This window comes from Paenibacillus sp. NPDC058177, from assembly GCF_042883835.1.
GTDB classification, from domain to species: domain Bacteria; phylum Bacillota; class Bacilli; order Paenibacillales; family Paenibacillaceae; genus Paenibacillus_AQ; species Paenibacillus_AQ agri.
Map to the genome: position 1 here is coordinate 278547 of NZ_JBHVVB010000005.1, position 22200 is coordinate 300746.

The window sequence follows — 22200 nt, forward strand, 5'->3', positions numbered from 1 at the left end:
TCATCCCCCAATACTTGTATTGATAATAATTCTCACAAGAATGGATTATACGCCCACCCTTGCCCATAGGCCATGGACAGAGGCAGGATCGGGATTTGGACTTTTCCCAGTCAGCAGCATGAACGTTTCTTCCAATATACGATAAACAGCCACTGCCGAATATTCGAGCCAAGGATTGGATGGCAACAAATAGAGTTGGCCCAGCTGGACTGCACGAAGCTTCTGCCACTGCGGATTGTGCTGAAGGGCCAGCCAGTGATGCCGTGTACGGGCATTTAGACAGACCATGAGCAGCAGCCGATCCGGATTTATCGCTAACACTTCTTCTAAAGTAATCGGCTTGTTGCATACTTCTTGCTGCTGGAATGCTGTGGACAGACCCATATCCTGAAAGAGCACGTCACGAATACCTCTATTGGTATAAAGAAAGAGATTTTCGTCCGATAGACGTAGCACGGCAAATTGATCCTGTCCCGCCGCTTGACGAATTTCCGGTCTGATCTCGGTTAATCTTGCTTCATAGGTATCTATCCAGGCCTGACCTACCTCCTGCTTGTTCAATACATCAGCCATCTCTCTAAGCTGTAATTTCCAGTCTTCGGACTTGACATTAATGGTTCGTATGCCCGCCATCTCCACCGAACGATCCGCATTTTCGTCAAACGGCTTCCGGATGAACACAATGTCCGGCTTTGCTGCCAGCAGCATCTTCATATTCTCTTCATCCTTACCACTATTCTGGTAATGCAAATGCACTTGAATGGCGGATTGATAATAATAATGGTAATAGGGTGTCCATTTAGGGTCCATTGGAGCGGCAATCGGAATGATCCCTAGAGCAAGCAAATTTCCAGTCAGCTCAGTGCAGGTCGTAGAAATACGATTAAAGAACTTTTCACTGTACACAGACGGCGCAATCCCGACCTCCTTCTTAAACTTACGGCTGAAGTAAAATTCATCGCTATAGCCACAGGCCCGGGCAATATCACGCAGCCCCCACTCTGTATCGCGCAGTAGTTGCTTCGCATGGCCGATCCGCAGGGACGTCAAATAATCCGTCACACTTTGCCCGAAGGTTTTCTTAAATGCTTCACTAAAATACTTTGTGCTCAGCCCTGCTGCCTGAGCTAGAATATCTAGGGTTAACGGTTCTCCAAAATGAGTGGATATATAATCGCGCATTTGCTTCATAGGCACCCGTTCCTGAGCCTCTCCCATACGACCGGAAGCAATTGCTGCAAGCCGATTCTCCATTGAAACCTTCCTCCTTCACAATCTAGACGGCCTCCATCAATTGATAATAACAATCATTCTCAATAATAGGTGATCTTTTAATTTATAGCAACGTATGTACAAGCTATCCGTCTTCCTGACTATACCGGTTGCTGGATTAGCTTATACAAAAAAAAGATCCTCTCCATGAAGAGAGGATCTTTGGAGCGGATTGTCAGTAGACGGCACGGCTATCGTCGACCACTGGATAGCTGCGACCGCATCAAAGCTGACCGTTTCTCAAGTCGCAGCTGTTGTAGCGGATTCAACGCCCCGTTCATGACTAGCCTGAAAATGGTGAAGACCTGGCCGCTCCAGCCCAAGATGCTCGCGCAGTGTGCTTCCGGCATATTCTCTCCGGAACAGCCCCCGCTCCTGAAGGAGCGGCACGACATGGTCGACGAATTCATCAAGGTTGCCCGGCAGCACTGGCGGCATAATGTTGAAGCCATCGCAGCCATACTCCTGAAACCAATGCTGCATAAAGTCAGCTAACTGACCATAGGTGCCCACAAACTGCATATGCCCTCGGGCACCAATCAGACGCCCGCCTAAATCCTGAATCGAAAGGCGCTCCTTGCGCGCCATGTCCATGATGAGTTGTACGCGGCTTTTCATGCCATTGGTCGCTTCGACAGGATCGGGAATGTCCGGTAACTCCCCATCTATTGGGTAGCCGGAGAGGTCAAAATTAAGCATGGTGGACAGGGCACCGACAATTACACTAGACGGAATCAAATCCTGAAGCTCCTTATATTTCTGCTGTGCTTCTTCCTCCGTTGCCCCGATGATTGGTGACAGCCCTGGCATGATCTTGATACTATCCGGCTGCCTGCCATTAGCCACAAGCTTCCCTTTGACACTGGCATAGAATGCCTGCGCCGCTTCCAGCGATTGTTGCGCGGTAAAGATTACTTCTCCGAACGCAGCCGCAAAATCCTGCCCCGGAGCGGAAGAACCCGCCTGGATTAGCACAGGATAACCTTGTGGCGGGCGGGGAACGTTGAGCGCCCCTTTTGTCGAATACCACTGGCCTTTGTATTCAACTTCCTTCACCTTTGCTCCGTCAGCGAAAATCCCTGCCTTGCGGTCGATGATAAGCGCATCATCCTCCCAAGTATCCCAGAGCCGGGTGACGACCTCGACGAATTCTCGTGCCATCTCGTAGCGAAGACCATGCTCCGGGTGTTTGTCCTTGCCGTAGTTGTAAGCTTCAACATCCAGCTGCGACGTTACAATGTTCCAACCCGCGCGCCCTTCACTTAGATGGTCGAGCGACGCAAATTTCCGCGCAACGTTATAAGGCTCGTTGTAGGTTGTCGATACGGTCGCCGTCAATCCAAGCTGCTCCGTCACCGTCGATAAGGCTGCGAGCAGCTGAACCGGCTCCAGCATGCCGGAAGCTGCATCCTCAACACCGCGAACATACAGCAGATCGGCCAGAAACATCATATCGAACTTGCCTCGTTCGGCGGTTTGCGCCAATCTTTTATAAAATTTGAAATCAAACAGCCCTTTCGCTCCGGATTCCGGATGCCGCCAGCCATAATGATGATGGCCGCTATAATAGATGAAGGCGCCCAAATGAAGCTGCTCATCTCTTGTTCCCATCGTAACTCCCTCCTGCCTTGGTGTTAGTCACCCTTTGAACGTGTCACGCCAGCGAAGCCAGCGCTTCTCCAGCAGCCGGACACCTGAATCAGATATCTTCCCGATTAAGGCGAAAATGATAATGCCGACAAATACGACATCCGTTCGCATATACGCTCTTGCGTCCTGGATCATATAGCCGATGCCTGCGCTCGTACCCATCATCTCCGCGACGACAAGCACCAGCCAGGCAATGCCAAGTGACAGCCTGATACCGAGTAAGATATTCGGCAGTGCAGACGGAATAATCAGCTTTGTAATCAACTGCAACCGCGAATACTGAAGGATACGGGCGACTTCAAATAGCTTCAGATCCACATTGCGGATGCCTAGAAACGTATTGACGTACACAGGAAAAAAGGCGCCCAGTGAGATAATTAATACTTTGGAAAATTCGCCAATGCCAAACCACAATATAAACAGCGGAATCAGCGACAGCAGCGGAATGGTCCACATCATCTGTAGGGACGGATCGAGCGTCTTTTCGGCGATTTTATTCAGACCAGTCAATAGACCAAACAGCAATCCCGTCCCAGCACCCAGCAAAAAGCCAACCATTGCCCGATAAAGACTAATGCTCATATGCTTATAGAGCTCGCCGCTGGCGATCAGCTCCACAAATTGTTTCACAATGGCACTCGGTGTGGGCAGCATAGATGCAGGTACAAGACCAAGCTGTCCGACAGCCTCCCAGACGATTGCGATCGTTACCGGCACAAGCCAGCCGTGAAGCGGCCTCGGAATCGCTCGGAGCCAACCTTCCTCCTCTGGGCGCGATCTTTTCTCATCCAATACTTGCCCACTCATAGCTTTCCGTCTCCCTTATAGCTGTCCTGCCAGCGCAGTAACCGCCGCTCCAGCAATTTCACCAATGAATCCGTTAGCTTGCCTACAACCGCAAATACAATAATTCCGACGAACACGACAGAGGTCAGCGAGAATGATCTAGCATCATTGATCAGAAATCCAACGCCAGAGCTAGAACCCATCATCTCTGCAACCACTAGTACCAGCCAGGCAACTCCGACTGACAACCTTACTCCTAGCAAAATGTTCGGCATAGCGGCGGGCACGACCAGCTTCGAGATCATGTGCCATTTACTGAATTGTAGCACTCGACCAACTTCGAACAGCTTGCCGTCTACCGAGCGGATGCCAAGGAATGTATTGACGTAGAGCGGAAAAAACGTCCCTTTGGCGATCAGCAGTACTTTCGACGTCTCACCAAAGCCGAACCATAGAATGAACAACGGCGCAATTGCGAGATGAGGCAGCGTACGCAGCATTTGCAGCAGTGGATCGAGCAGCCGCTCTGTTTTGTAGGAGAAACCTACCCAAATGCCGGCCGCCAGCCCCAATCCCCCGCCAAGCAAGAAGCCAAGCAGTGCTCGCCATGCCGAAATCCCGAGATGACGTATCAACTCGCCAGAAGACGTCAGACTGACGAATTCCTCCACTATTTTACTGGGAGCAGGCAACAAAATCGGATTTAGCTTCCCCATTCCAGCCGCAATCTCCCAGATCACAACCGTTGCTACAGGCAGCAAGATCCCTAGCGCTACATTAGTAACCTGTATGGATCGCCGCCGCTTCGGTCTCTTTGATGTTCCCGTCTTCTCCTGTACGAGCGGCGTTGCTGCCGCATTCTCCATCACTACCACCTCGTTACATTCATTTCATTTATCTATATAAGACGAACTTAAGAGCCTAACGTAAGGCTCGATCGTCACTACGGTGGAATGTTTGGACTTCCGGCCGCTGTTGTCTCCAGATTTCTTTCAATGGTACCGCTGTTTGCGGTTGAAATCCGGAGACAGCCTATGCTTACGGGTGCGAGCTTTCCTGCGGAAAGCTTTCAGGCGGTCGCTACCGCTCCTACAGTTCCAAACTTCCCCCTTCGTTCCTTCTCGCTTTTTGTTATTCTCTTTTGTTCGTCTCATATAACTTTTTTAGTTGTTATCTGTCGTTCACTTCACCTTTACGCCCTTTATTTCAAAGCTTCTTTCACGTATTGGTTGTCGAATACCTCGGATACGTTAATCTTTTTGCGAATATTTCCGATCTCATACTGGAAGTCTGCCGTTTTCTGCTGCTCGGCAATGATCTCGTCACTTACAGGGATATTAATTATTTTGGACCGTACCTGTGTTCCTTTGATCACCTCAACCGGTACTTTCCGTTCTGTTGCGTAGCGGTTCAACGCTTCGTCCAAGTTCTGCTCTTCCCAAAGCCGGGTTTTCTCGAACACTTTCAAGTAAAGTGTGACGAGCTCCGGATATTTCTCAGCAAACTCTTTACGCACAATCTGGAAAGACGGGGACAATACACCCAACTGCTCGCCGTCCGTCAACACTTTAGCTTTGCCCGTCAACGTATTAAGCGTAATATAGGGATCCCAGGTAGCCCATGCGTCTACGCCGCCTGACTCAAATGCGGGCTGCGCTTCATCCGGCTGAAGCTGAATAATTTCAACATCGGAGTCTTTAATTCCGGCTTCGGCCAAACCGCGATAGAGGAAGTTGTAGGCATTGCTCCCTTTGGCTACAGCTATTTTTTTACCTTTCAAATCATCAATCGTTTTAAGCGCACTGCTGGTCGGCGTGATGATCGCCACATTGTTCTTTCCTTCTAGCAATTGTGAGATGACCTTGAACGGAATATCCGCTGCCTGAGCGGCGATGATCGGCATGTTACCAAGCCCGGCAAAATCAAGATGATTGGACGCAATGGCTTCCGTCATCGGAGGTCCGCTCTGGAACTCTGCCCATTCGACCTTCACGCCAAGCTTTCCGAACTCATCCTCAAACCATTTCTCCTCCCGCGCTTTGCCCCAAAGCCCTCCGCTGCCCTGAACGCCCAGCTTCACGGTCAATCCCTCATAGTTATTGGTTTCTTTGGCTTCACTTCCGCTTTTTTCTGTATTGACGCAACCCACCGTAAGCACCGCTATCAATAGAATCAAAGCCCATACTTTGAATAATTTCATCTCCCATTCCCCCATCGATTGATTTAAATAAACTTTTCTCACATGATTACTAGGTATTATGCATAAAAAAAGAGATGCCACGGTACATTCTGCTGCATTGCTGCAGTCAGTATTACCCCGTCAATCTCCGGTTGTCTGGTCGATTGGACAATATTCATTTCCTCATCCACAAACTGAATATGTATTCGTTTTGTTACCTGTTATATTAGCAATGACTTAAATCACTTGTCAAACTATTTTTTGTCATTTCTTAGGCACACTAAATAAGGTTACGATATTTGCAGCTTGAATCTTTACCGGAATTTCATAGCCGGGCGCCAATTGCAGTGTCAAGCCTTGAATCAAGCTGACAAAATAGAAGGCAAGCTCCTTCGGATCACCCTCAATAATGACACCCGCGTGCTGTCCCTGCCGCATAATCTCAGCCATAGGTTCCAGATTTGTGGTGAATCTGCGTGTAGCCGCTTCCCGCAGCTCCGGATTCACTGTTTCGTTCGTCCGAATGCTTTGCAGCATGATCGTAAAAGCCCAATTCTCAGGTGTGGCGATCCAGCTCTCACAGATGAGATGAAGCTTTTCCCGGGCATCCATAATTAGCGCAGCTTGATTAGAGATTTGACGGCCATAATCGATCTGCCCCCGCTGCAGCACCGCACTGAATATATCTTCCTTCGACGCAAAATAATTGTAGACGTTGCCGACACTAAGTCCGGCTTCCTTGGCGATATCCTTCACACTGGCGGAATCAATCCCCCGTCTGGCAATCACCTGAAGAGAGCAATCCAGAATATGCTCCCGTCTCAATTCTCTTAATTGTTGATCTTTCTCTACATTTCTTGGGGACACTGGAAACCTCCTAGAAGTATACGAATTATAGAACACGGATAGGACAACAACAAGATAGCGATGGTACAACCCCAACTCCATCCCATTCGCTCTACCCATCTGCATATTCTATCTCTTTATAGTTAAATATTCAAAATCCCTTCTTCTTCCGCTAGAATCCCTTATCCATCTCCCATTACCTGAAAACCCCTCCTATGGTAAAATTAAAGAATAATCTACTATTAGGAGCACATCGATGAATCAGACTAAAACGATACTTATTATTGAGGATGAACAGGATATCTCCCGTATTCTGAAGGATTATATTCAATTGCACCGTTATGAAGTACATATCGCCGAGACTGGCACGGCGGGCCTGCAGCTTGTTGAATCACTAACCCCTGATTTCATCATCCTGGATATTATGCTGCCTGATGTCAACGGAATCGAGCTGTGCCAGCAGATCCGGGATATCACCCGCAGTCCAATTCTCATCTTGAGCGCCCGCGGCAGTGATACAGACAAAGTGCTGGGACTGGGATTTGGCGCAGATGATTATATGACCAAACCCTTCTCCTTAAGCGAGTTGGTAGCAAGAATTCAGGCGCATCTGCGCAGAATGGATGGCATAGAGATCCACCCCCGTCAGGATGAGGTACTTACTCTGGATTCTCTCACTATAGATAAAAAAGCATATAAAGCCACTCTAGGCGAACAGGAACTCTCTTTGTCGGCTAAAGAATTCGAATTGTTATATTTTCTGGCCGAGCATAAAAATCAAGTATTCTCCAAAAGCCAGCTGCTGGATCAGGTCTGGGGGTATACCTCCTATGGCGATGAGAACACCATTACCGTGTATATTCGCCGACTAAGAGAGAAGATTGAGGCAGACCCTTCCAATCCAGTCTATCTCAAAACCGTGTGGGGCGTCGGCTATAAATTTAATCTGATGAAATGAGAGAATGGGGTACAAGGAGATGTATTGGAGCAACTGGTTCAAAACATGGTTCATCTCGGTGATAACCTGTATTTTAGTTTTTGTGGGTTGTGGCACCTTCTATTACAAGTTAGGGGCCCAAGAACATAATGATCTCGCCCGCTATACCGTGAATAAGGCACGGGTAGAGGTAAGCGAGATCATGTTTTTTCTGGAGCAGCAGCATTCAGTGTTGTCTAGCCGGCAAGACTTGCAAGATCAATTACTGACTTGGAGCCAGCAGAAAAAACTGAACCTGGTGTACGCTGGACTGGACGGAACAGTCCTCTTTGATTCCTCCCATCAGTTTCAGCCGCTTATAGACAAGCTTGATCTCAAGAATAGTGTGCACTATGATCTGCATGCCTCCAAAACAAGTCCGGGCATCTTTACACTCGCCTTCCCTGTGGTCGACCCTGTATCGAAAAGACAGACGGGCAATGCCATTTTCACCTTACCTGAAGAAACCCTCGGCTACGAACAACCCTCTTCTGTTCCAATCGTCATCCTGGTGCTGATGTTTACCGCTCTCCTCGTTCTGCTGCTTCTCCTGTTACAGCTAAAAAGAAGAATAAACCTTGGCCTACTGCGACCGATCAGCCGCTTGAAGGATCATTCCGAGGCGATTCTCAGGGGGAACTATGAACAGAAGGCGGAGTATGTGGAACAAGATGAAATCGGTGAAGTCTATGCCGTATTCGACCAGATGAGACAAGAGATTATGGAGCTCAGCCAGCAGCGAGATGCACAGAACAAGGCTCAAAAAGAGCTGATTTCGAATATTTCACATGATCTGAAGACGCCATTGACCACTGTGAAAGCTTATATCGACGCCATACAGGAGGGAATTTGCCCCGATCTGCCTGCCATCATGGAATACATGGAGATCATGCAATCGCAAACGAATAAAATGGCTGTGCTGGTTGAAGACCTGCTTGTGCATGCCCTAAGAGATTTAGGACAAATCTCCGTTACCCTTACAGAGTGTTATAGCAAGGAGATATTCGAGAGTATCCTGAGGCCCATGGGTCCGTATATCCGCACCACAGGCGTTAACTTTATTGAACCGGCGGAGATTCCCAATGTGTTGATCCGGATAGACCCGGTGCGACTGGAACAGCTTCTCTCCAACCTGATTGCGAATGCGCTTAAGCACACTTCGGCGGGGGACTCAATATCAATAGAGATTGTACAGCAGCAAGATCAGTTGAAAGTGACCGTATCGGATACAGGTGAAGGAATTCATCCGCAGGATATGCCCTTTATCTTTGAACGATATTTTCAGGGTCAAGCCCCTCCATCTTACGAAAATAGATTAAAGGATGGCTCTGGCCTGGGCCTGTCCATTTGCAAGCATATTATTGAAGCGCATCATGGAACGATCTCTTTTAAAAGTGTTAAACATCAGGGAAGCGCATTTTATTTCACTCTGCCCTTATGCTAATTGGCGTAATCCTGTCTTGCTGTAATACTTTATTAATATTCTGATAAGATTATTGCAGGATTCCCCTTCTACAATGAATGAAAGAAGCTTACAGGAGGAATCTAATTGTGCTGAATACTGCCATCATCCAAGCTAAAAACCTGTGCAAAACTTATTCCACAGGCAGCGAACAGTTCCACGCCATCCGTAATATCGATTTGGATATCCACCAGGGTGATTTCACAGTAATTATGGGTGACTCCGGTTCGGGAAAATCTACGCTGCTCTATATGCTTAGCGGCATGGATTCCCTAACTGCGGGCGAGGTCTATTTCCGACAACAGCGTATTGACCAATTTTCCGAAAAAGAGCTAGGTGCTTTCCGAGCGCAAAAAATTGGCTACGTCTATCAGAGCAGCAACCTGGTGCCAGACCTCACCCTTTTTGAAAATATCGCCTTGCCTGGCTATGTTGCAGGAACGTCCAAACGTGAGGTGAAGCAAAAGGCTTTATCCCTGATGGCGTCCATGAATATTGATGCACAGCAGAAACGGTTGCCTGCCGAGGTATCGGGAGGACAGCAGCAAAGAGCCGCCATTGCACGGGCGTTAATGAATACACCGGATATTGTTTTCGCGGATGAACCGACTGGAAGCTTAAATTATGAGCAAGGGATTAAAGTGCTGGATATCCTGACCCAGATGAATGCCAAAGGCCAGTCCATCGTCATGGTCACACATGATATCAAATCCGCCTGCCGGGGGAATCGAATTATCTTTATCCGGGATGGAAAAGTGGGCGGCATGCTGGAACTCGATCGCTATTCCCCGGGTGGGCTGCAGGATCGAGAATCCCTTATCTTCTCTTATATCACTGGGAGGGGGTAACGTCGATGGCAGCGATCACGTCCATTTGCCTCGGGAATTTGCGCAAACGTAAGGTTCAGAACCTGCTGATTGCACTGCTCATTCTGCTGTCTACGCTTTTAATGAACACTTCCATTACCGTTATTGCCAATTCAGAAGATCTCTATGAAGACCTGCATCAGGAGACACAAGGGTCGCATGAAATCCTGAATCTAACTCAAGGGCTTCACAATCCACAGCAGGTTGCAGGATGGTGGGCTTCCCAAGAAGGCGTTACCGCGTCTGTGCTGATGCCTTACCGGTCTTTAGCTGGCGTGACTTACAAGGGAGAAGAAATACCGAATCAGTATTTATATATGATGAATACCCCGAGTCGGCCGTTCGGCACGGATGAGCTGGTTTTTGCCCAAGGAAAGGAAACACCTCATCCCGCGCCAGGAACGGTGTGGATTCCTACTTCTCTGGCCTATAAGAATGAGATTGCCGTAGGAGACGAGCTTCAGTTCAAGGCTGGTTCTACTCAGCTTACGCTAACGGTTTCAGCGATCGTAATCGATCTTCCGCTGGGAGGACCCTTTTCCACAACTGCGCGCATCTGGTTGAACGACACGGATTATGGTCATTATCTTGCAGGCTTGCCAGGCTCCGATTCCTATTTCATGGGTATTCGTTTCGCTGACTATAGTCAACATGAGGCCTACTGGGAGCGGTTTGAGAATTTCTTGGGTGTCCCTTTTATGGAGGAACGGCTCACCTATGAGGAACTTTCCTCGTTCTATTTTATCATGAATAAAATAATCGGCTTTGTAATGAGCTTCCTCGGTATTGTCATGATCCTGGTCGCCTTGTTTACGATCGGCTTTACCATTTCAGACTCGATCCTGTCCAGCTACACAACTATCGGGATTTTCAAATCCCTAGGGCTATCTTCAAGGAAGATTATTTTCACCTACATTCTCCAATATAGCCTGCTGTCGCTGGTCGCCGTTCTTCCGGGGGTCATATTCAGCCGCCTGTTATCCCGCATCATTATTGAACAATCCTTATCCTTTTTAAAAACAGCACAGACCTCCATCCCCATTCAAAATATAGGGACGAGTGTATCCGTAGGGGCCGGGATGCTCCTTGTAATTCTGCTATGTGTATGGCTGTATGCGAGCAAAACAAGGCCTATTCAGCCGATGCAAGCCATTCGTTACGGAATGTCAGAAGCCGCCTATAGCGGCATCAACAAACGAGGGAACCGAAATAAACGACGTGGCAGTGATTTTGAGCGCTGTCCAGTGTCTGTAGTAATTGGGCTGAGAAATGTAACTCGCAATGTCAAAGGTTCTCTGTTGATGCTGCTGCTGACCACAGTGACCACAGCGGTACTTGTCTTTGATCTGGTCCTGGTCAACAGCATCTCACAAATGCAGAAAACAGCTCCGCTGTGGGGCTATGATTCCGCCAACGTTGTCATAAGGATTGTGAATGCATCGGAGATGGACCGTACAGCCTTAGAAAGAGACATTCGTGCCGATTCCAGAATCTTGAACCTGAACTGGGCTGGTCATGCTATTGGAGTCGTTCCTGGTAACCGGATGCAGCATTCTACAAGTACAACTGGTCAAGCACAATCCATCAGCATCCCGCTTACCGTCGTAGAAGGAAGTATGGATGAGATGGGCCTTGCCAATATTACTGGGCGTAATCCGCAGAATCCAAATGAAATCTCGATCGGTATTAATATTTCACGGCATCTTGGCAAAGAGCTTGGAGATATTATTGAGCTTTATATCGAGGGGAAGCGACACTCTTTTACTGTGACTGGTATTTATCAATCCATTGCTAATATGTCCTTTCAGGCCAGAGTCACAGCGGATGTCGTGACCCAATTAAATACGGATACCGGATATATGAATCTGTCGGACGTTCAGGATTCCGATGATATCGTGCAGCAGCTAAATGACAAATACAGCTCCAGCATTCAGGCCGTTAAGCAGCAGACATTGCTGGATTCAGTCTTCAAGGAGGCCAGTGCGGTCCTGATCATTCCAATGAGCATTTTGGGATTGCTGTTTCTCCTGGTCAGCTGGCTCATTATCTATAGCACCTGCCGGATTCATATCCGGAAGGAGACAAAACCCTATGGTATCTATAAATCCATTGGGCTGACTTCAAATACAATACGCGGAGCTGTAACCTGGGGGATTGTGGGGCTATCTCTTATAGGTGCTGGAATAGGGATTTTATGTGGTATCTATCTCCTGCCTCATCTCTTGCGCGGACTTCTATCCTCATACGGTATTGTCAAGCTGCCGCTTTTTATGAACTGGACAGGGATTTCTCTACTTGCTCTGCTTAGTATAACCGTGGCAGGCCTTGGCTGCTGGATCGCATCCAGAGTGATTCTAAAGACTACCCCGCGTATTCTAGTTTCGGAATAGCAGGTGTAGGGACTGATAGTATCCAGGTTGGAAAATGAAATCTTTCGGGGAAAATTTAAGCCTCTTCTTATGTTTTCGGACTTAGGGCGGGAGTGTGAGAAGAGGCTTTTAAATGTAGGGCTCCCTACGCGTTCTTTCACCGACAACCTTCTATTCAAGAAGTGTTGAAGGAGTAACCTTTTTGAAAACAATCATTCCATCAAATGTATCCCTAGGGACGATGGTTGTTGTATAAAAATGCTTCAGAATCTTTTGCCAACTTGAAATTCCAACGTTTAAGGTTGTAATGGTTTGCTTACCCTCTAAAATTCTGTTCAAATTTTCATCATCAGCTGCTTTCAAAAAGTCCATATAGTAATATTTATTCTCCATATGATCAAATTGATCATTTAATTCATTTCGATTTTCAACTTCCATCACACTAAAATCTCCATTACTGTTTTGTGAATGAAATTCCGTATTCTCTGCATCAGTTCCGATAGCGAAATAATTATCTCCTATATCATTACTTAAATGTTCGCCTAAAGAAGTATAACTAGAAACTGATTTTTTGCCGATATGACCATTATGACCATTAATAAACAGTACACTACCGTCTCCGTGCCGTAAAAACCAACTTACTTTCTCAGACATATACTTATCTCGCAAAGAATTGTAATCAGAATTACTGCTTAATAGCAAATCACTATACGCATAGATTGTATTTGCACTTTCTCTTGCAAAATCAAAACCAGTCTGTCCAGCAATGGCAACAATATCTTTTTCGTAAGTGTCCATTTCTTTCAACAACTCTAAAGCATCTTCTTTGGACTTTTTCAAAAGATCTACACTTATAGCCAGTCTTTCCTCATCAGTCAATTGTAAAAAAGCAGTTTTATATTTTCCACTCAATTCAGGTGCAGCTAGATCTAAAATAGAAAATAGCTTTTCCTTGTTATTATCGTATCGTTGTATGTCCATTCCATAAAAGTGTAAGTCTTTTCCCGCGGGGGCGTTTTTATTATAGGAACGCATCCAATCAACTAAATCAGCCATTTCTTGCGTGTTATAAATCTTAAAGCCTATTTCCTTAACAACATCTTCGGCGGATCCCTCAGCCCCATGAATATAAGCATCTGCCTTTAGTGCTCCTCCAAAATCCCCCTCAATAATAAATGTTCGACTCCCATTGTTTTCTACCAAAGCTTTGAACACTTCTGCTTTCATCTGTTGATATTCTTTTGTGCCATGACTTGCTTCTCCAAGCCCTACAATCTGCACATCTTCTGAAACAGTAAGAGTACTGATATCTGTCTGTAAAATAGATAAGTCCGTTGGCAGTTTTGCTGCTCCATTTCCACAGCCTGCAAGCAGAGAAATACTCAAGGTTGCTATAGCTGCAATAGTTAACATTTTTGTTCTCATTCTTAACCTCCTTCCATCTCTATTGTAGATTTCAATCGTCTTCTTCTATTTCATTGAGTTTCTTTTCAATTCTTCTTTGTCCTAGCAAGTTGGACCAATATAGAAGAGCAAATATAACTGAAATAAAAACAAGCGCAGAAATGAACGTTACTACTAATACTGAAATAAATAACCCATCGAAAATCCCAGAGTACTTATCACTGTAAAGAGAATAGTTTCTTACTCCGTTTATAATACTTATTGCAAGGCTTATCGCTAAAATAGACGTTATTGTTAATACTTTTCCACCTTTGGAATTAAGAACATATCCAATTAACATGCTCCTTATTGCGATATAAGCTGTGGACAAAATAATAATCCCAAGTTCAACTGCGAACTGTGAAAAGTCCAAATCCAGCACATTGGATTTAATAAAGCAAGAAATAGCTGCCAAGAATATTACTACCCAATAGGCTTCGCTTTGAACTTTGTTCTTTAACTGCATAATTCGTTCATCTTTGATTTTCGTATTTTTCATTTAATCCTCCCAGAATAAGTCATTAAGTGTTTTGTTAAGAGCTTTACAGATTTCAATACAAAGTTTCAATGTCGGATTATAATTTCCCGATTCTATCAAGCCAATCGTTTGCCGTGTTACACCGACAATGACAGCTAAATCCTCTTGACTCATATCGTTTTCAATTCGAGCCATTTTCATTTTTTTATTTTTCAAGAAATTCATCCTTCCTTATTATGGATTTCATTATATGTTATACATTCCAAAATGTAAACTATATATTGCATAAAGTAATTTATATTATTCTTTTAGATATATATAAATTGCAATACGTTTTACTAAATTTGAAATTGATACAGAGTATAAAACGACCGTAGGCTATCCGCCAGACAATTTTCGCAGACTCAGCAGAATGATTTCATATAGAAAACGGCGTCGCATCAGTGCAGCGCCGCCGTACCCTTATCAAGTTTGATAAAAGCATCCAGCCAGCCTCCCTGCAGACCCTCCAACGCGCCTTAAAGATAGCGACTGTGCCAGGTGTGAAGTTAACTCCGTTCAGCACTTCTTTGCTGCCATATTTCTTGCATAATTGTTGGATTACTACTTGCATGATGGGTTGCCTTCATTCGTACTTGGCCAACTCCCGCGTGCACGAGTAGATTATCGAACAGTATAACAACGCTCCCTGCTAAAAAGTTTAAAACTTACACTAACCACCGCTATTTAGTACATACTTATCTCAATCATTAACAATTGGGAATCAAAAAAGAGGGGTTCGCTACCCCTCTTTTTATTTCCCTCAATTTTCTCCCCCTTAATTGCTACTCAACTGCGCAACTGCAAGTGAATCCATATAATCTCGCCAATAAACAATTTTTCGATCTTTAATCGTAACTATTGAGCAGAATCTATTATCGTAAGGCTTACCAGCGTACGGTTCAATTCCGTGAACCTGGTATTCCAGAATAACAATATTTTCTCCCTGAACTTTGTAGACCCTAAGATTATCGGCACTATTCAACTTAATACCATAATTACTGAACCAATTCATATATGTCGAGCGCCCTTCCATTCTGTTTGGAAATCCAGGAAAGCTGTATAAAAAATCGAATACCGCATCATCTGCAACGGCATCCCAAAAGTGCTCCCCCTCAACTTCACTAGCAAGCCCTTCCATAACAATGTTAAAAAATGGTGCGGCATTTTCAAATCCAATAGGTTGTTTTTCCATGTTTATTCTCCTCAATCGCAGCCAGCGAATTATCTTGAATCGAAAATAGTTTGCGCTTGTGTAACTTCCTCCCAATTAACCGTTACCCAATCAATTAGACCTTGTAGCGGGGTGATCAAGCTCGCTCCAAGAGCAGTAAGTTCATATTCCACACGGGGTGGAACTTCAGGAAAAACCTCCCTTAAAATCAGCCCATCGCGCTCCAAATTTCGTAAAGTCAAGGTAAGCATTCTTTGGGAAATCCCAGGAATTGATTTTTCTAGAGTCGAAAATCGAGCACGATTTTGGTGCAATTTAGAAAGGGACAGAATCAGGAGGATACTCCACCTATCACCGATTTTTGTCAGAAGCTCTCGTATAGCCGCAGGGTCTTTATACCCGCAGACGAATACCAAATCAATATCATTATTCTCATTATTATTCTCCATAGCTAACCCCCATGTTAGTTACAAATGCTTATAAAGAATTGTATAAAAGATAATATGACTACATATTGTCAAGTTATTTATTCCCCTAATTATGTAATTTTAAAAATAGATCATACATTGTTTTCATTCGTATTCTTCATAACTAACCACCATGTTAGTTACGAAGGTTAAAGTGCCTTCTTGTTCTACACAAACATTCAATATATATTCTAATTCGTACTAACAAGGCATGCATAAATAATGAAAGGAAGTAATTCTATGAAACAGATTCTCATCGTTGAAGTGAGCCCAAGAGAGGCTGAATCCGCCAGTCGCACGGTAACGGACAAGCTGTCTACAAGGCTTAAAGAGGAATTTCCAGGAGCTAAGTTTGTATACCGTGACCTTGCAAAGGACCCTCTCCCTCACTTAGATGACAAAACCTTAAAAGCTATTGCTTCAAAAATTCCAGAGGAGATAGAGGCCAATAAAGAATCTGCCCGCCTATCGGATCAATTGACCGAGGAGCTTCTGGAATCAGATCTCTTAGTCATTGCGACTCCGATGTGGAACTTCGGCATTCCGTCTGTGCTCAAAGCCTGGCTTGATCTTGTTGTCCGTCCTGGCAAGACTTTCACCTATACAGAAACAGGAGTTCTAGGACTGGCAAAAGATAAAAAGGCAATCATAGTCGTGGCTTCAGGGGGAGTGTTTACTGAAGGGGCATGGAAAGCATGGGATTTTGTAGAACCTTATTTACGTCAAGTCTTAACGTTTAATGGCATTGAAAATGTTCAACTAGTAAGAGTTCAGGGCACAAATATTCCACAACTTGCAGAGAGCGCCATACCAAATGCTGAACAATCTATTACGAAGCTTGAGCTGTAACAACGTTGGATAGATGAGCTGAAAGCGCTCGGAACACGTCGGATTTTCCATTCCCGTCTTTCGAGCGCTTCAAGCTAGGTTAATCTCTTTGAGTTTTCTGGTATTGCACATTCGCTTTGATTGAAAAGATAAGATATAAAAAAATCATCATCAGAATGAGCACCCAGAAAAACCCTCTAAAAAATGCAAATGGCGTTTCAAAGAGAAATGCCTTCCAAAATTCTGCTCCGGTTTTTTCCCATAGTCCCGGTGTATAATACAATAGTTTGGGATTAAGAAGAGCTTCTTCATCAATAGAGTTAGTAAATACGAGTACTATAAAAATGGGGGTGAGTAAAGATACCAACGACATCCACATATCAGATAACCGTTTATATCGACCAGCTTTGGAAACAGTATCTGAAAAAATATCTTCATTTCCCTTTTCGTTAGTCTTCCTAAAATATTGATATCCCGAACGTTTTGTTCCTGTGATATGTTCCCAGCCGCTGTCTTCAAAAAGGGCACAATAATCTTCGAAATCCTCCTGCTTTTTAAATGTCCGGTAATCCATTTTTATAGTAGTATCTGTAGTTGTGGCGGGTTCAAATTCATACCAGAATGATTTTTTCGTGAATTTATAAGCTTGTTTGGCCATTTCACCTAACCATTTTTCTTCTTTTTCAAAACTAGTAAAGAACTTGAATTTTCTCATTTCGATCCCCCGTCCTTATCTCAACGTATCCTTCGTGACCTTAATCATATGATCCATCCGTGCAAAATCGAGGCGCAAAATTTCCATTCCTTTTTCTGTAATGGCATAAACCTTCCGGCGACTGTCTTCACTTCGGACAGGCTCTATAAATTTCTGCTTCAACATATTCTCAATCGCTCCATAAAGCGTCCCAGCCGCCATTCTTACTTGTCCTCCGCTTAGCTCCTCCACCTTTTGCATGATCAAGTAACCGTGCGCCGGTTCTATCAAGGCTAACAAAATATAATACACCGTTTCGGTAAGCGGTAAATGTTTATCTCTCCCCATGTTTTCCCTCCTTATTCGCAGAAAATATATCGTTAAACTGTATATAGTCATGCTGTATAGTTGTAGTATATACAGTTGTGCTGTATATAGCAATGATAATTATATATGACAAGAGGTGTCTTCATTACAATCTATACTTGAGTTGTATCCACCAAAGGAGGAATAAACAAAATGACTCGTTTACAAGGAAAAATAGCTTTAGTGGCTGGGGCTACAAGGGGAGCCGGCCGAGGTATCGCCGTAGAGTTAGGAGCATCTGGCGCGACGGTTTATGTAACAGGAAGATCAACGATAGCCCAACGTTCCGAATACGATCGTCCTGAAACTATAGAAGAAACGGCTGAACTAGTTACCATGGCTGGCGGCCACGGAATCCCGGTTCAAGTCGATCATTTAGATCCTGATCAGGTCAAGAAATTAGTGGATCGCATTGAGCAAGAGCAAGGCCGGCTTGATATTCTCGTGAATGATATATGGGGAGCTGAAAAGATGATTGACTGGGATGCCCCAGTGTGGAAACATTCACTTGATAATGGTCTGCGTATGTTGCGGCTCGCTATAGACACGCATCTCATTACAAACCATTTTGCACTCCCCCTCCTGCTTAAAAATAAGAATGGTTTAATTGTAGAAATGACCGACGGAACAGCTGATTATAATTATAAAAATTACAGAGTATCTATGTTTTACGATCAGGCTAAAACCTCGGTTAATCGTATGGCATGGGCCCTTGCCCAGGAAGTTGGGCCTTATGGATGTACAGCAGTGGCGCTCACGCCAGGCTGGACACGTTCGGAAATAATGCTCGAGCATTATGGAGTACATGAAGAAAATTGGCAAGATGCTGTGGCTAAGGAACCTCACTTCATCATTTCAGAATCCCCCCGTTATGTTGGCCGGGCCGTTGCTGCTCTTGGTCAAGATCCGGAGTTATCACGATGGAATGGACAATCCCTTTCAAGCGGAGAGCTTGCGCAGGTTTACGGGTTTACAGATATCGACGGCTCACAACCTGATTGCTGGCGTTACATAACCGAGGTTATAGATGCCGGTAAGTCCGCTAATATTGAAAAATATAGATAAATACGATACAAAAAAACCTCCCTTCCCAACATTGAAACTCTTGCCGGGAAGGGAGGTTAAATTAAACCTACGAGATATCTCTACTTAGATCAGACCTGATTTTTGCAAAAGTCTTTGAATAATGGTTGCAACCTCAGCCCTGCTGATGAATGACTTCGGTGCCAGCTCAGTAGTGCTTCGTCCAGATATGAGGCCGGCCTGTACGCTGTCTGCAACGCTGCTTTGCGCCCATCCAGATACGTTTGACGCATCCTCAAATGAACGAAGTGATATATCCTCCGATCGGGTGGACAGCGTTGCCTTGAGTCCAGTAATCGCCATCGCTCTGGAGAGAATCGTCATGGCCTGTTCTCGAGTGATTTTGTCGTTCGGACGGAACTTACCGTCCTCAAATCCACTAATCAACTGATACGCGTATGCCGTGTTTATCGCGCTGCTGGACCAATCTGACGTCTTCACATCAGAGAATACCGTTGAGTTATTTTCCAGTTTCAGTCCCAGTCCGCGCACGAGAATAGCTGCAAACTCGGCTCGGGTGATATCGCGATCTGGACTAAATAGACCGTTGCCCGTACCATCAATAACCATCCGTGATCCCATATCATTAATCGCGTCTTTTGCCCAATGGTTCACGACATCAAGGAATTCGACCGGATGCCAAACAACAGAGTACGTGCTATTGGTTAAGCTGTTGATCTGAGCGTAATACTTGCCATCGATTTTAACGATTTTAGTCGGTACGTGGCGAACACTTCCATCGGGACCAACAACGACACCTGTCGTTATCTTGCTCGGGTCAATTCCGGCCGGAATGGCGATTGTTCTTTCCACATAGGCATTGAACTTCGATACTTCAACACTTGTATTTCCGTAAATAGCTTTGATCGTAAAATCCAGCGGCGGAGCCACAAGCGTGAATGTGCCTTTCACTGCCGCGTCCTCTACAACCTTCACCGCATCCGCTGTTGGTGTGGCAATTTCGATTTGTATCTTAATGTCTTGCAGAACAATCGACTTGCCCAATTGTTCCGATATAGCATCGATTTGAATTTGTTGTGCCGGGATCGTATATGTCGCTTGATCCGTCTTGATCGCTACAAGAGCTTGCTTGCTTTCCATACTTTTTATCATCTGACCGTTAAGCTCACCAATTACGACATCCGAATTAGACCCGACCGGAATCGTAACAATAGCCCCTTGACCTTCAGTCTCCAGTTTATCCTCCAGTTTCTTCTGGTCGACGATAACCGTTGTAACGTTCTGGTCATTTCGCTTGCTTGTTGTGGCTGTTCCCGCATTTTCTACTTTCCCGTTAACAAGGATGTCAACACTTGTATTCGTATTGACAGGTACGGTCGGTGAGGAAGGCTGAGATGAGTCCGAATTGCTATTATTGTTGGATTCTGCTCTCGGTATGATTGTATTCGATTCTGCTGAAGATGTGCTTCTTTTCCCCGCAGCATTAATCGCAACTACCGTAAAGCTATAACTCGTTCCATTGGTCAACCCTGTTATCGTAATCGGACTTGTCGTTCCGGTAACGACCACATTTCCTGGTGAAACAATCACTTCATATCCCGTAATCGGAATGCCTCCGTTATCAGTCGGAGCCGTAAACGTAACGGTAGCTAATCCATCCCCGGCGGTCACCCTCACATTTGTAGGCTCTCCCGGGATCGTGGACGGAGTCACGCTTACTTCATTCGATGCTGCGCTCAAGCCGCCCTCATTCCCGGCCTTCACCACAAAGTAATAGGTCGTACCGTTTGTCAGGTTCTTGACGATATGGGTAGAAGAAGTAGCCGTTGTGTATTCAGCATCAGTAAATTGGCCTGAAGTCGTCGCCATATAAATGTTGTAATACGTAGCTTCAGTTACTGTATTCCAATTTAGAGTGACCTGATGATCGCCGTCAACAGCAACCAGGCTTTGGGGATTAGCAGGAACACTCGGCAAGTTTACTGATTGCGTGACGGTAAATGTCACAGGCGTCATATGATCCGCAGCTATCGTAGCCGTTGCCGTATAGGTGCCCGAAGGTAGATTGTCCTTGGCATGGATGTCAAAGCTTGTTGCTGTGCCGCTAGTTAAGTTTGTTGATGGATGCGTCGTTACAAAATCATGGGCGTTCTTGCCGCTAAGCGTTACCGACAAGTTTACCAGATCTCCTGTACCTGTATTCGTGATGGTGATTGGTCTAGTTTCTTGGGTACCTGAATGGTATCCCTGAGTAAGAGCCGCTAACGATTGATCCGTAATTTCATCAATCGAATAAGAAAGTGCCGCTGTGACCATAATCGTTGCGGTACCTTTCTTCGTTGCGTCTGCCGTCGAAGTTGCCGTGACCGTATAAACGCCCGGTGCTGCATTCGCGGCTACGGTTACTTTCCCTGTATTGTCCACTGCCACTTTGTTGCTGGTATCACTACTACTCCACGTAACCGTGGTCGCTGCTCCGCCAACGGCATCAACCGTAGCTGCGAGCTGCTTGCTATTGCCTGGCAAGATGCTTGCCGTGCTTGGGCTGACCGCTACGCTATTAACGGCTGGCGCCACCGTCACCGTGATCGCCGCAGACGCTTTCTTCGTTGCGTCTGCTGTCGACGTAGCTGTAATTGTATAACTGCCCGGTACCGCATTCGCGGCTACAGTAACTTTACCGGTGTTGTCCACCACTACTTTGTTACTGGCGTCACTGCTACTCCACGTAACCGTGGTTGCTGCTCCGCCAACGGCATTGACTGTCGCTGTGAGCTGCTTGCTTCCGCCTGGCAAGATGCTTGCCGTGCTTGGGCTGACAGCTACGCTATTAACTGCTGGCGCCACCGTCACCGTGATCGCCGCAGATGCTTTCTTCGTTGCGTCTGCCGTCGACGTTGCCGTGATCGTATAGCTACCCGGTGCTGCATTCGCGGCTACGCTTACTTTCCCTGTATTGTCCACTGCCACTTTGTTACTGGCGTCACTACTAGTCCACGTAACCGTGGTCGCTGCTCCGCCAACGGCATCGACCGTAGCCGTCAGCTGCTTACTTCCGCCTAGCAAGATGCTTGCCGTGCTTGGGTTGACCGTTACGTTATTAACGGCTGGCGCCACCGTCACCGTGATCGCCGCAGACGCTTTCTTCGTTGCGTCTGCTGTCGAAGTTGCCGTGATCGTATAGCTACCCGGTGCTGCATTCGCGGCTACGCTTACTTTCCCTGTATTGTCCACTGCCACTTTGTTACTGGCGTCACTACT

The 22200-nt window shown here is 45.7% G+C and carries 20 protein-coding genes; 6 read left to right on the plus strand and 14 right to left on the minus strand.

Annotation, left to right across the window (positions count from 1 at the left end; all coding sequences use genetic code 11):
• Positions 1–45 precede the first annotated feature (45 nt).
• From ACFVU8_RS20740 to ACFVU8_RS20765, 6 genes are all read right to left on the minus strand, one after another.
• Complete coding sequence (locus ACFVU8_RS20740; RefSeq protein WP_387429881.1) at positions 46–1254, minus strand: helix-turn-helix domain-containing protein; 1209 nt, start codon at positions 1252–1254, stop codon at positions 46–48.
• A gap of 258 nt (positions 1255–1512) precedes the next feature.
• Complete coding sequence (locus ACFVU8_RS20745; protein WP_387429884.1) at positions 1513–2883, minus strand: LLM class flavin-dependent oxidoreductase; 1371 nt, start codon at positions 2881–2883, stop codon at positions 1513–1515.
• A 27-nt stretch (positions 2884–2910) separates the two neighbouring features.
• Positions 2911–3729: an ABC transporter permease gene (locus tag ACFVU8_RS20750; protein ID WP_387429886.1), complete on the minus strand. Its 819-nt coding sequence runs from the start codon at positions 3727–3729 to the stop codon at positions 2911–2913.
• A complete protein-coding gene (locus tag ACFVU8_RS20755; RefSeq protein ID WP_387429888.1) occupies positions 3726–4574 on the minus strand; it encodes an ABC transporter permease in 849 nt (282 codons plus the stop codon). Before ACFVU8_RS20755 ends, ACFVU8_RS20750 begins: the two co-directional genes overlap by 4 nt.
• Before the next feature lie 335 nt (positions 4575–4909).
• On the minus strand, positions 4910–5908 hold the full coding sequence (locus ACFVU8_RS20760) for an aliphatic sulfonate ABC transporter substrate-binding protein (RefSeq protein ID WP_387429889.1): 999 nt from the start codon (positions 5906–5908) through the stop codon (positions 4910–4912).
• A 243-nt stretch (positions 5909–6151) separates the two neighbouring features.
• Positions 6152–6754, minus strand: coding sequence for a TetR/AcrR family transcriptional regulator (locus ACFVU8_RS20765; protein ID WP_387429891.1), 603 nt, complete (start codon positions 6752–6754; stop codon positions 6152–6154).
• 235 nt (positions 6755–6989) lie between these two features.
• Between ACFVU8_RS20765 and ACFVU8_RS20770 the strand changes: the two genes are divergently transcribed.
• The 4 genes from ACFVU8_RS20770 (at position 6990) to ACFVU8_RS20785 (ending at position 12427) form a co-directional block, all read left to right on the plus strand.
• A complete protein-coding gene (locus ACFVU8_RS20770; protein ID WP_387429893.1) occupies positions 6990–7691 on the plus strand; it encodes a response regulator transcription factor in 702 nt (233 codons plus the stop codon).
• Positions 7692–7710: 19 nt separating this feature from the next.
• Positions 7711–9153, plus strand: a complete 1443-nt coding sequence (locus tag ACFVU8_RS20775; RefSeq protein WP_387429895.1) for a sensor histidine kinase — start codon at positions 7711–7713, stop codon at positions 9151–9153.
• A 107-nt stretch (positions 9154–9260) separates the two neighbouring features.
• Positions 9261–10019 (plus strand): ABC transporter ATP-binding protein, encoded by a 759-nt coding sequence (locus ACFVU8_RS20780; protein ID WP_387429898.1) that lies wholly within the window; start codon positions 9261–9263, stop codon positions 10017–10019.
• Positions 10020–10024: 5 nt separating this feature from the next.
• A complete protein-coding gene (locus ACFVU8_RS20785) occupies positions 10025–12427 on the plus strand; it encodes an ABC transporter permease (RefSeq protein WP_387429902.1) in 2403 nt (800 codons plus the stop codon).
• Positions 12428–12577: 150 nt separating this feature from the next.
• Here ACFVU8_RS20785 and ACFVU8_RS20790 read toward each other — a convergent pair whose 3' ends face one another.
• The 5 genes from ACFVU8_RS20790 to ACFVU8_RS20810 all read right to left on the minus strand — a co-directional run bounded on the left by ACFVU8_RS20790 (position 12578) and on the right by ACFVU8_RS20810 (position 15989).
• Positions 12578–13831 (minus strand): erythromycin esterase family protein, encoded by a 1254-nt coding sequence (locus ACFVU8_RS20790; RefSeq protein WP_387429905.1) that lies wholly within the window; start codon positions 13829–13831, stop codon positions 12578–12580.
• Positions 13832–13862: 31 nt separating this feature from the next.
• Positions 13863–14348 carry a DUF6773 family protein gene (locus ACFVU8_RS20795; RefSeq protein ID WP_379464870.1) on the minus strand — a complete coding sequence of 162 codons (486 nt, stop codon included), beginning with the start codon at positions 14346–14348 and terminating at the stop codon, positions 13863–13865.
• Positions 14349–14543: a helix-turn-helix transcriptional regulator gene (locus ACFVU8_RS20800; RefSeq protein WP_175371218.1), complete on the minus strand. Its 195-nt coding sequence runs from the start codon at positions 14541–14543 to the stop codon at positions 14349–14351.
• A gap of 601 nt (positions 14544–15144) precedes the next feature.
• Positions 15145–15561 (minus strand): nuclear transport factor 2 family protein, encoded by a 417-nt coding sequence (locus ACFVU8_RS20805; protein ID WP_387429908.1) that lies wholly within the window; start codon positions 15559–15561, stop codon positions 15145–15147.
• A 29-nt stretch (positions 15562–15590) separates the two neighbouring features.
• Positions 15591–15989, minus strand: coding sequence for a winged helix-turn-helix transcriptional regulator (locus tag ACFVU8_RS20810; RefSeq protein ID WP_387429911.1), 399 nt, complete (start codon positions 15987–15989; stop codon positions 15591–15593).
• 258 nt (positions 15990–16247) lie between these two features.
• Here ACFVU8_RS20810 and ACFVU8_RS20815 point away from each other — a divergent pair, with 258 nt between their 5' ends.
• Positions 16248–16856, plus strand: a complete 609-nt coding sequence (locus ACFVU8_RS20815) for an FMN-dependent NADH-azoreductase (RefSeq protein WP_387429914.1) — start codon at positions 16248–16250, stop codon at positions 16854–16856.
• Between the two features lie 79 nt (positions 16857–16935).
• Here the strand turns inward: ACFVU8_RS20815 and ACFVU8_RS20820 are convergent, their stop codons facing one another.
• Both ACFVU8_RS20820 and ACFVU8_RS20825 read right to left on the minus strand, forming a co-directional pair.
• Positions 16936–17550 (minus strand): DUF2812 domain-containing protein, encoded by a 615-nt coding sequence (locus tag ACFVU8_RS20820; RefSeq protein ID WP_387429917.1) that lies wholly within the window; start codon positions 17548–17550, stop codon positions 16936–16938.
• Between the two features lie 15 nt (positions 17551–17565).
• Positions 17566–17877 (minus strand): PadR family transcriptional regulator, encoded by a 312-nt coding sequence (locus tag ACFVU8_RS20825; protein ID WP_387429920.1) that lies wholly within the window; start codon positions 17875–17877, stop codon positions 17566–17568.
• Between the two features lie 171 nt (positions 17878–18048).
• Between ACFVU8_RS20825 and ACFVU8_RS20830 the strand changes: the two genes are divergently transcribed.
• Positions 18049–18960: an SDR family oxidoreductase gene (locus ACFVU8_RS20830; RefSeq protein WP_387429923.1), complete on the plus strand. Its 912-nt coding sequence runs from the start codon at positions 18049–18051 to the stop codon at positions 18958–18960.
• Positions 18961–19044: 84 nt separating this feature from the next.
• On the opposite strand, the gene ACFVU8_RS20835 is transcribed toward ACFVU8_RS20830, so the two are convergent.
• Positions 19045–22200: S-layer homology domain-containing protein (locus ACFVU8_RS20835; RefSeq protein WP_387429925.1), on the minus strand; the 3156-nt coding region annotated here is incomplete at its 5' end.

Excerpts from the sequence above, each read along its gene's own strand:
- ACFVU8_RS20805 (WP_387429908.1), bottom strand. The coding sequence starts at position 15,561 with ATGGAAAAACAACCTATTGGATTTGAAAATGCCGCACCATTTTTTAAC.
- ACFVU8_RS20830 (WP_387429923.1), top strand. The coding sequence starts at position 18,049 with ATGACTCGTTTACAAGGAAAAATAGCTTTAGTGGCTGGGGCTACAAGG.
- ACFVU8_RS20815 (WP_387429914.1), top strand. The coding sequence starts at position 16,248 with ATGAAACAGATTCTCATCGTTGAAGTGAGCCCAAGAGAGGCTGAATCC.
- ACFVU8_RS20760 (WP_387429889.1), bottom strand. The coding sequence starts at position 5,908 with ATGAAATTATTCAAAGTATGGGCTTTGATTCTATTGATAGCGGTGCTT.
- ACFVU8_RS20770 (WP_387429893.1), top strand. The coding sequence starts at position 6,990 with ATGAATCAGACTAAAACGATACTTATTATTGAGGATGAACAGGATATC.
- ACFVU8_RS20740 (WP_387429881.1), bottom strand. The coding sequence starts at position 1,254 with ATGGAGAATCGGCTTGCAGCAATTGCTTCCGGTCGTATGGGAGAGGCT.
- ACFVU8_RS20785 (WP_387429902.1), top strand. The coding sequence starts at position 10,025 with ATGGCAGCGATCACGTCCATTTGCCTCGGGAATTTGCGCAAACGTAAG.
- ACFVU8_RS20790 (WP_387429905.1), bottom strand. The coding sequence starts at position 13,831 with ATGAGAACAAAAATGTTAACTATTGCAGCTATAGCAACCTTGAGTATT.
- ACFVU8_RS20810 (WP_387429911.1), bottom strand. The coding sequence starts at position 15,989 with ATGGAGAATAATAATGAGAATAATGATATTGATTTGGTATTCGTCTGC.
- ACFVU8_RS20755 (WP_387429888.1), bottom strand. The coding sequence starts at position 4,574 with ATGGAGAATGCGGCAGCAACGCCGCTCGTACAGGAGAAGACGGGAACA.
- ACFVU8_RS20750 (WP_387429886.1), bottom strand. The coding sequence starts at position 3,729 with ATGAGTGGGCAAGTATTGGATGAGAAAAGATCGCGCCCAGAGGAGGAA.
- ACFVU8_RS20795 (WP_379464870.1), bottom strand. The coding sequence starts at position 14,348 with ATGAAAAATACGAAAATCAAAGATGAACGAATTATGCAGTTAAAGAAC.
- ACFVU8_RS20775 (WP_387429895.1), top strand. The coding sequence starts at position 7,711 with ATGTATTGGAGCAACTGGTTCAAAACATGGTTCATCTCGGTGATAACC.
- ACFVU8_RS20745 (WP_387429884.1), bottom strand. The coding sequence starts at position 2,883 with ATGGGAACAAGAGATGAGCAGCTTCATTTGGGCGCCTTCATCTATTAT.
- ACFVU8_RS20825 (WP_387429920.1), bottom strand. The coding sequence starts at position 17,877 with ATGGGGAGAGATAAACATTTACCGCTTACCGAAACGGTGTATTATATT.
- ACFVU8_RS20820 (WP_387429917.1), bottom strand. The coding sequence starts at position 17,550 with ATGAGAAAATTCAAGTTCTTTACTAGTTTTGAAAAAGAAGAAAAATGG.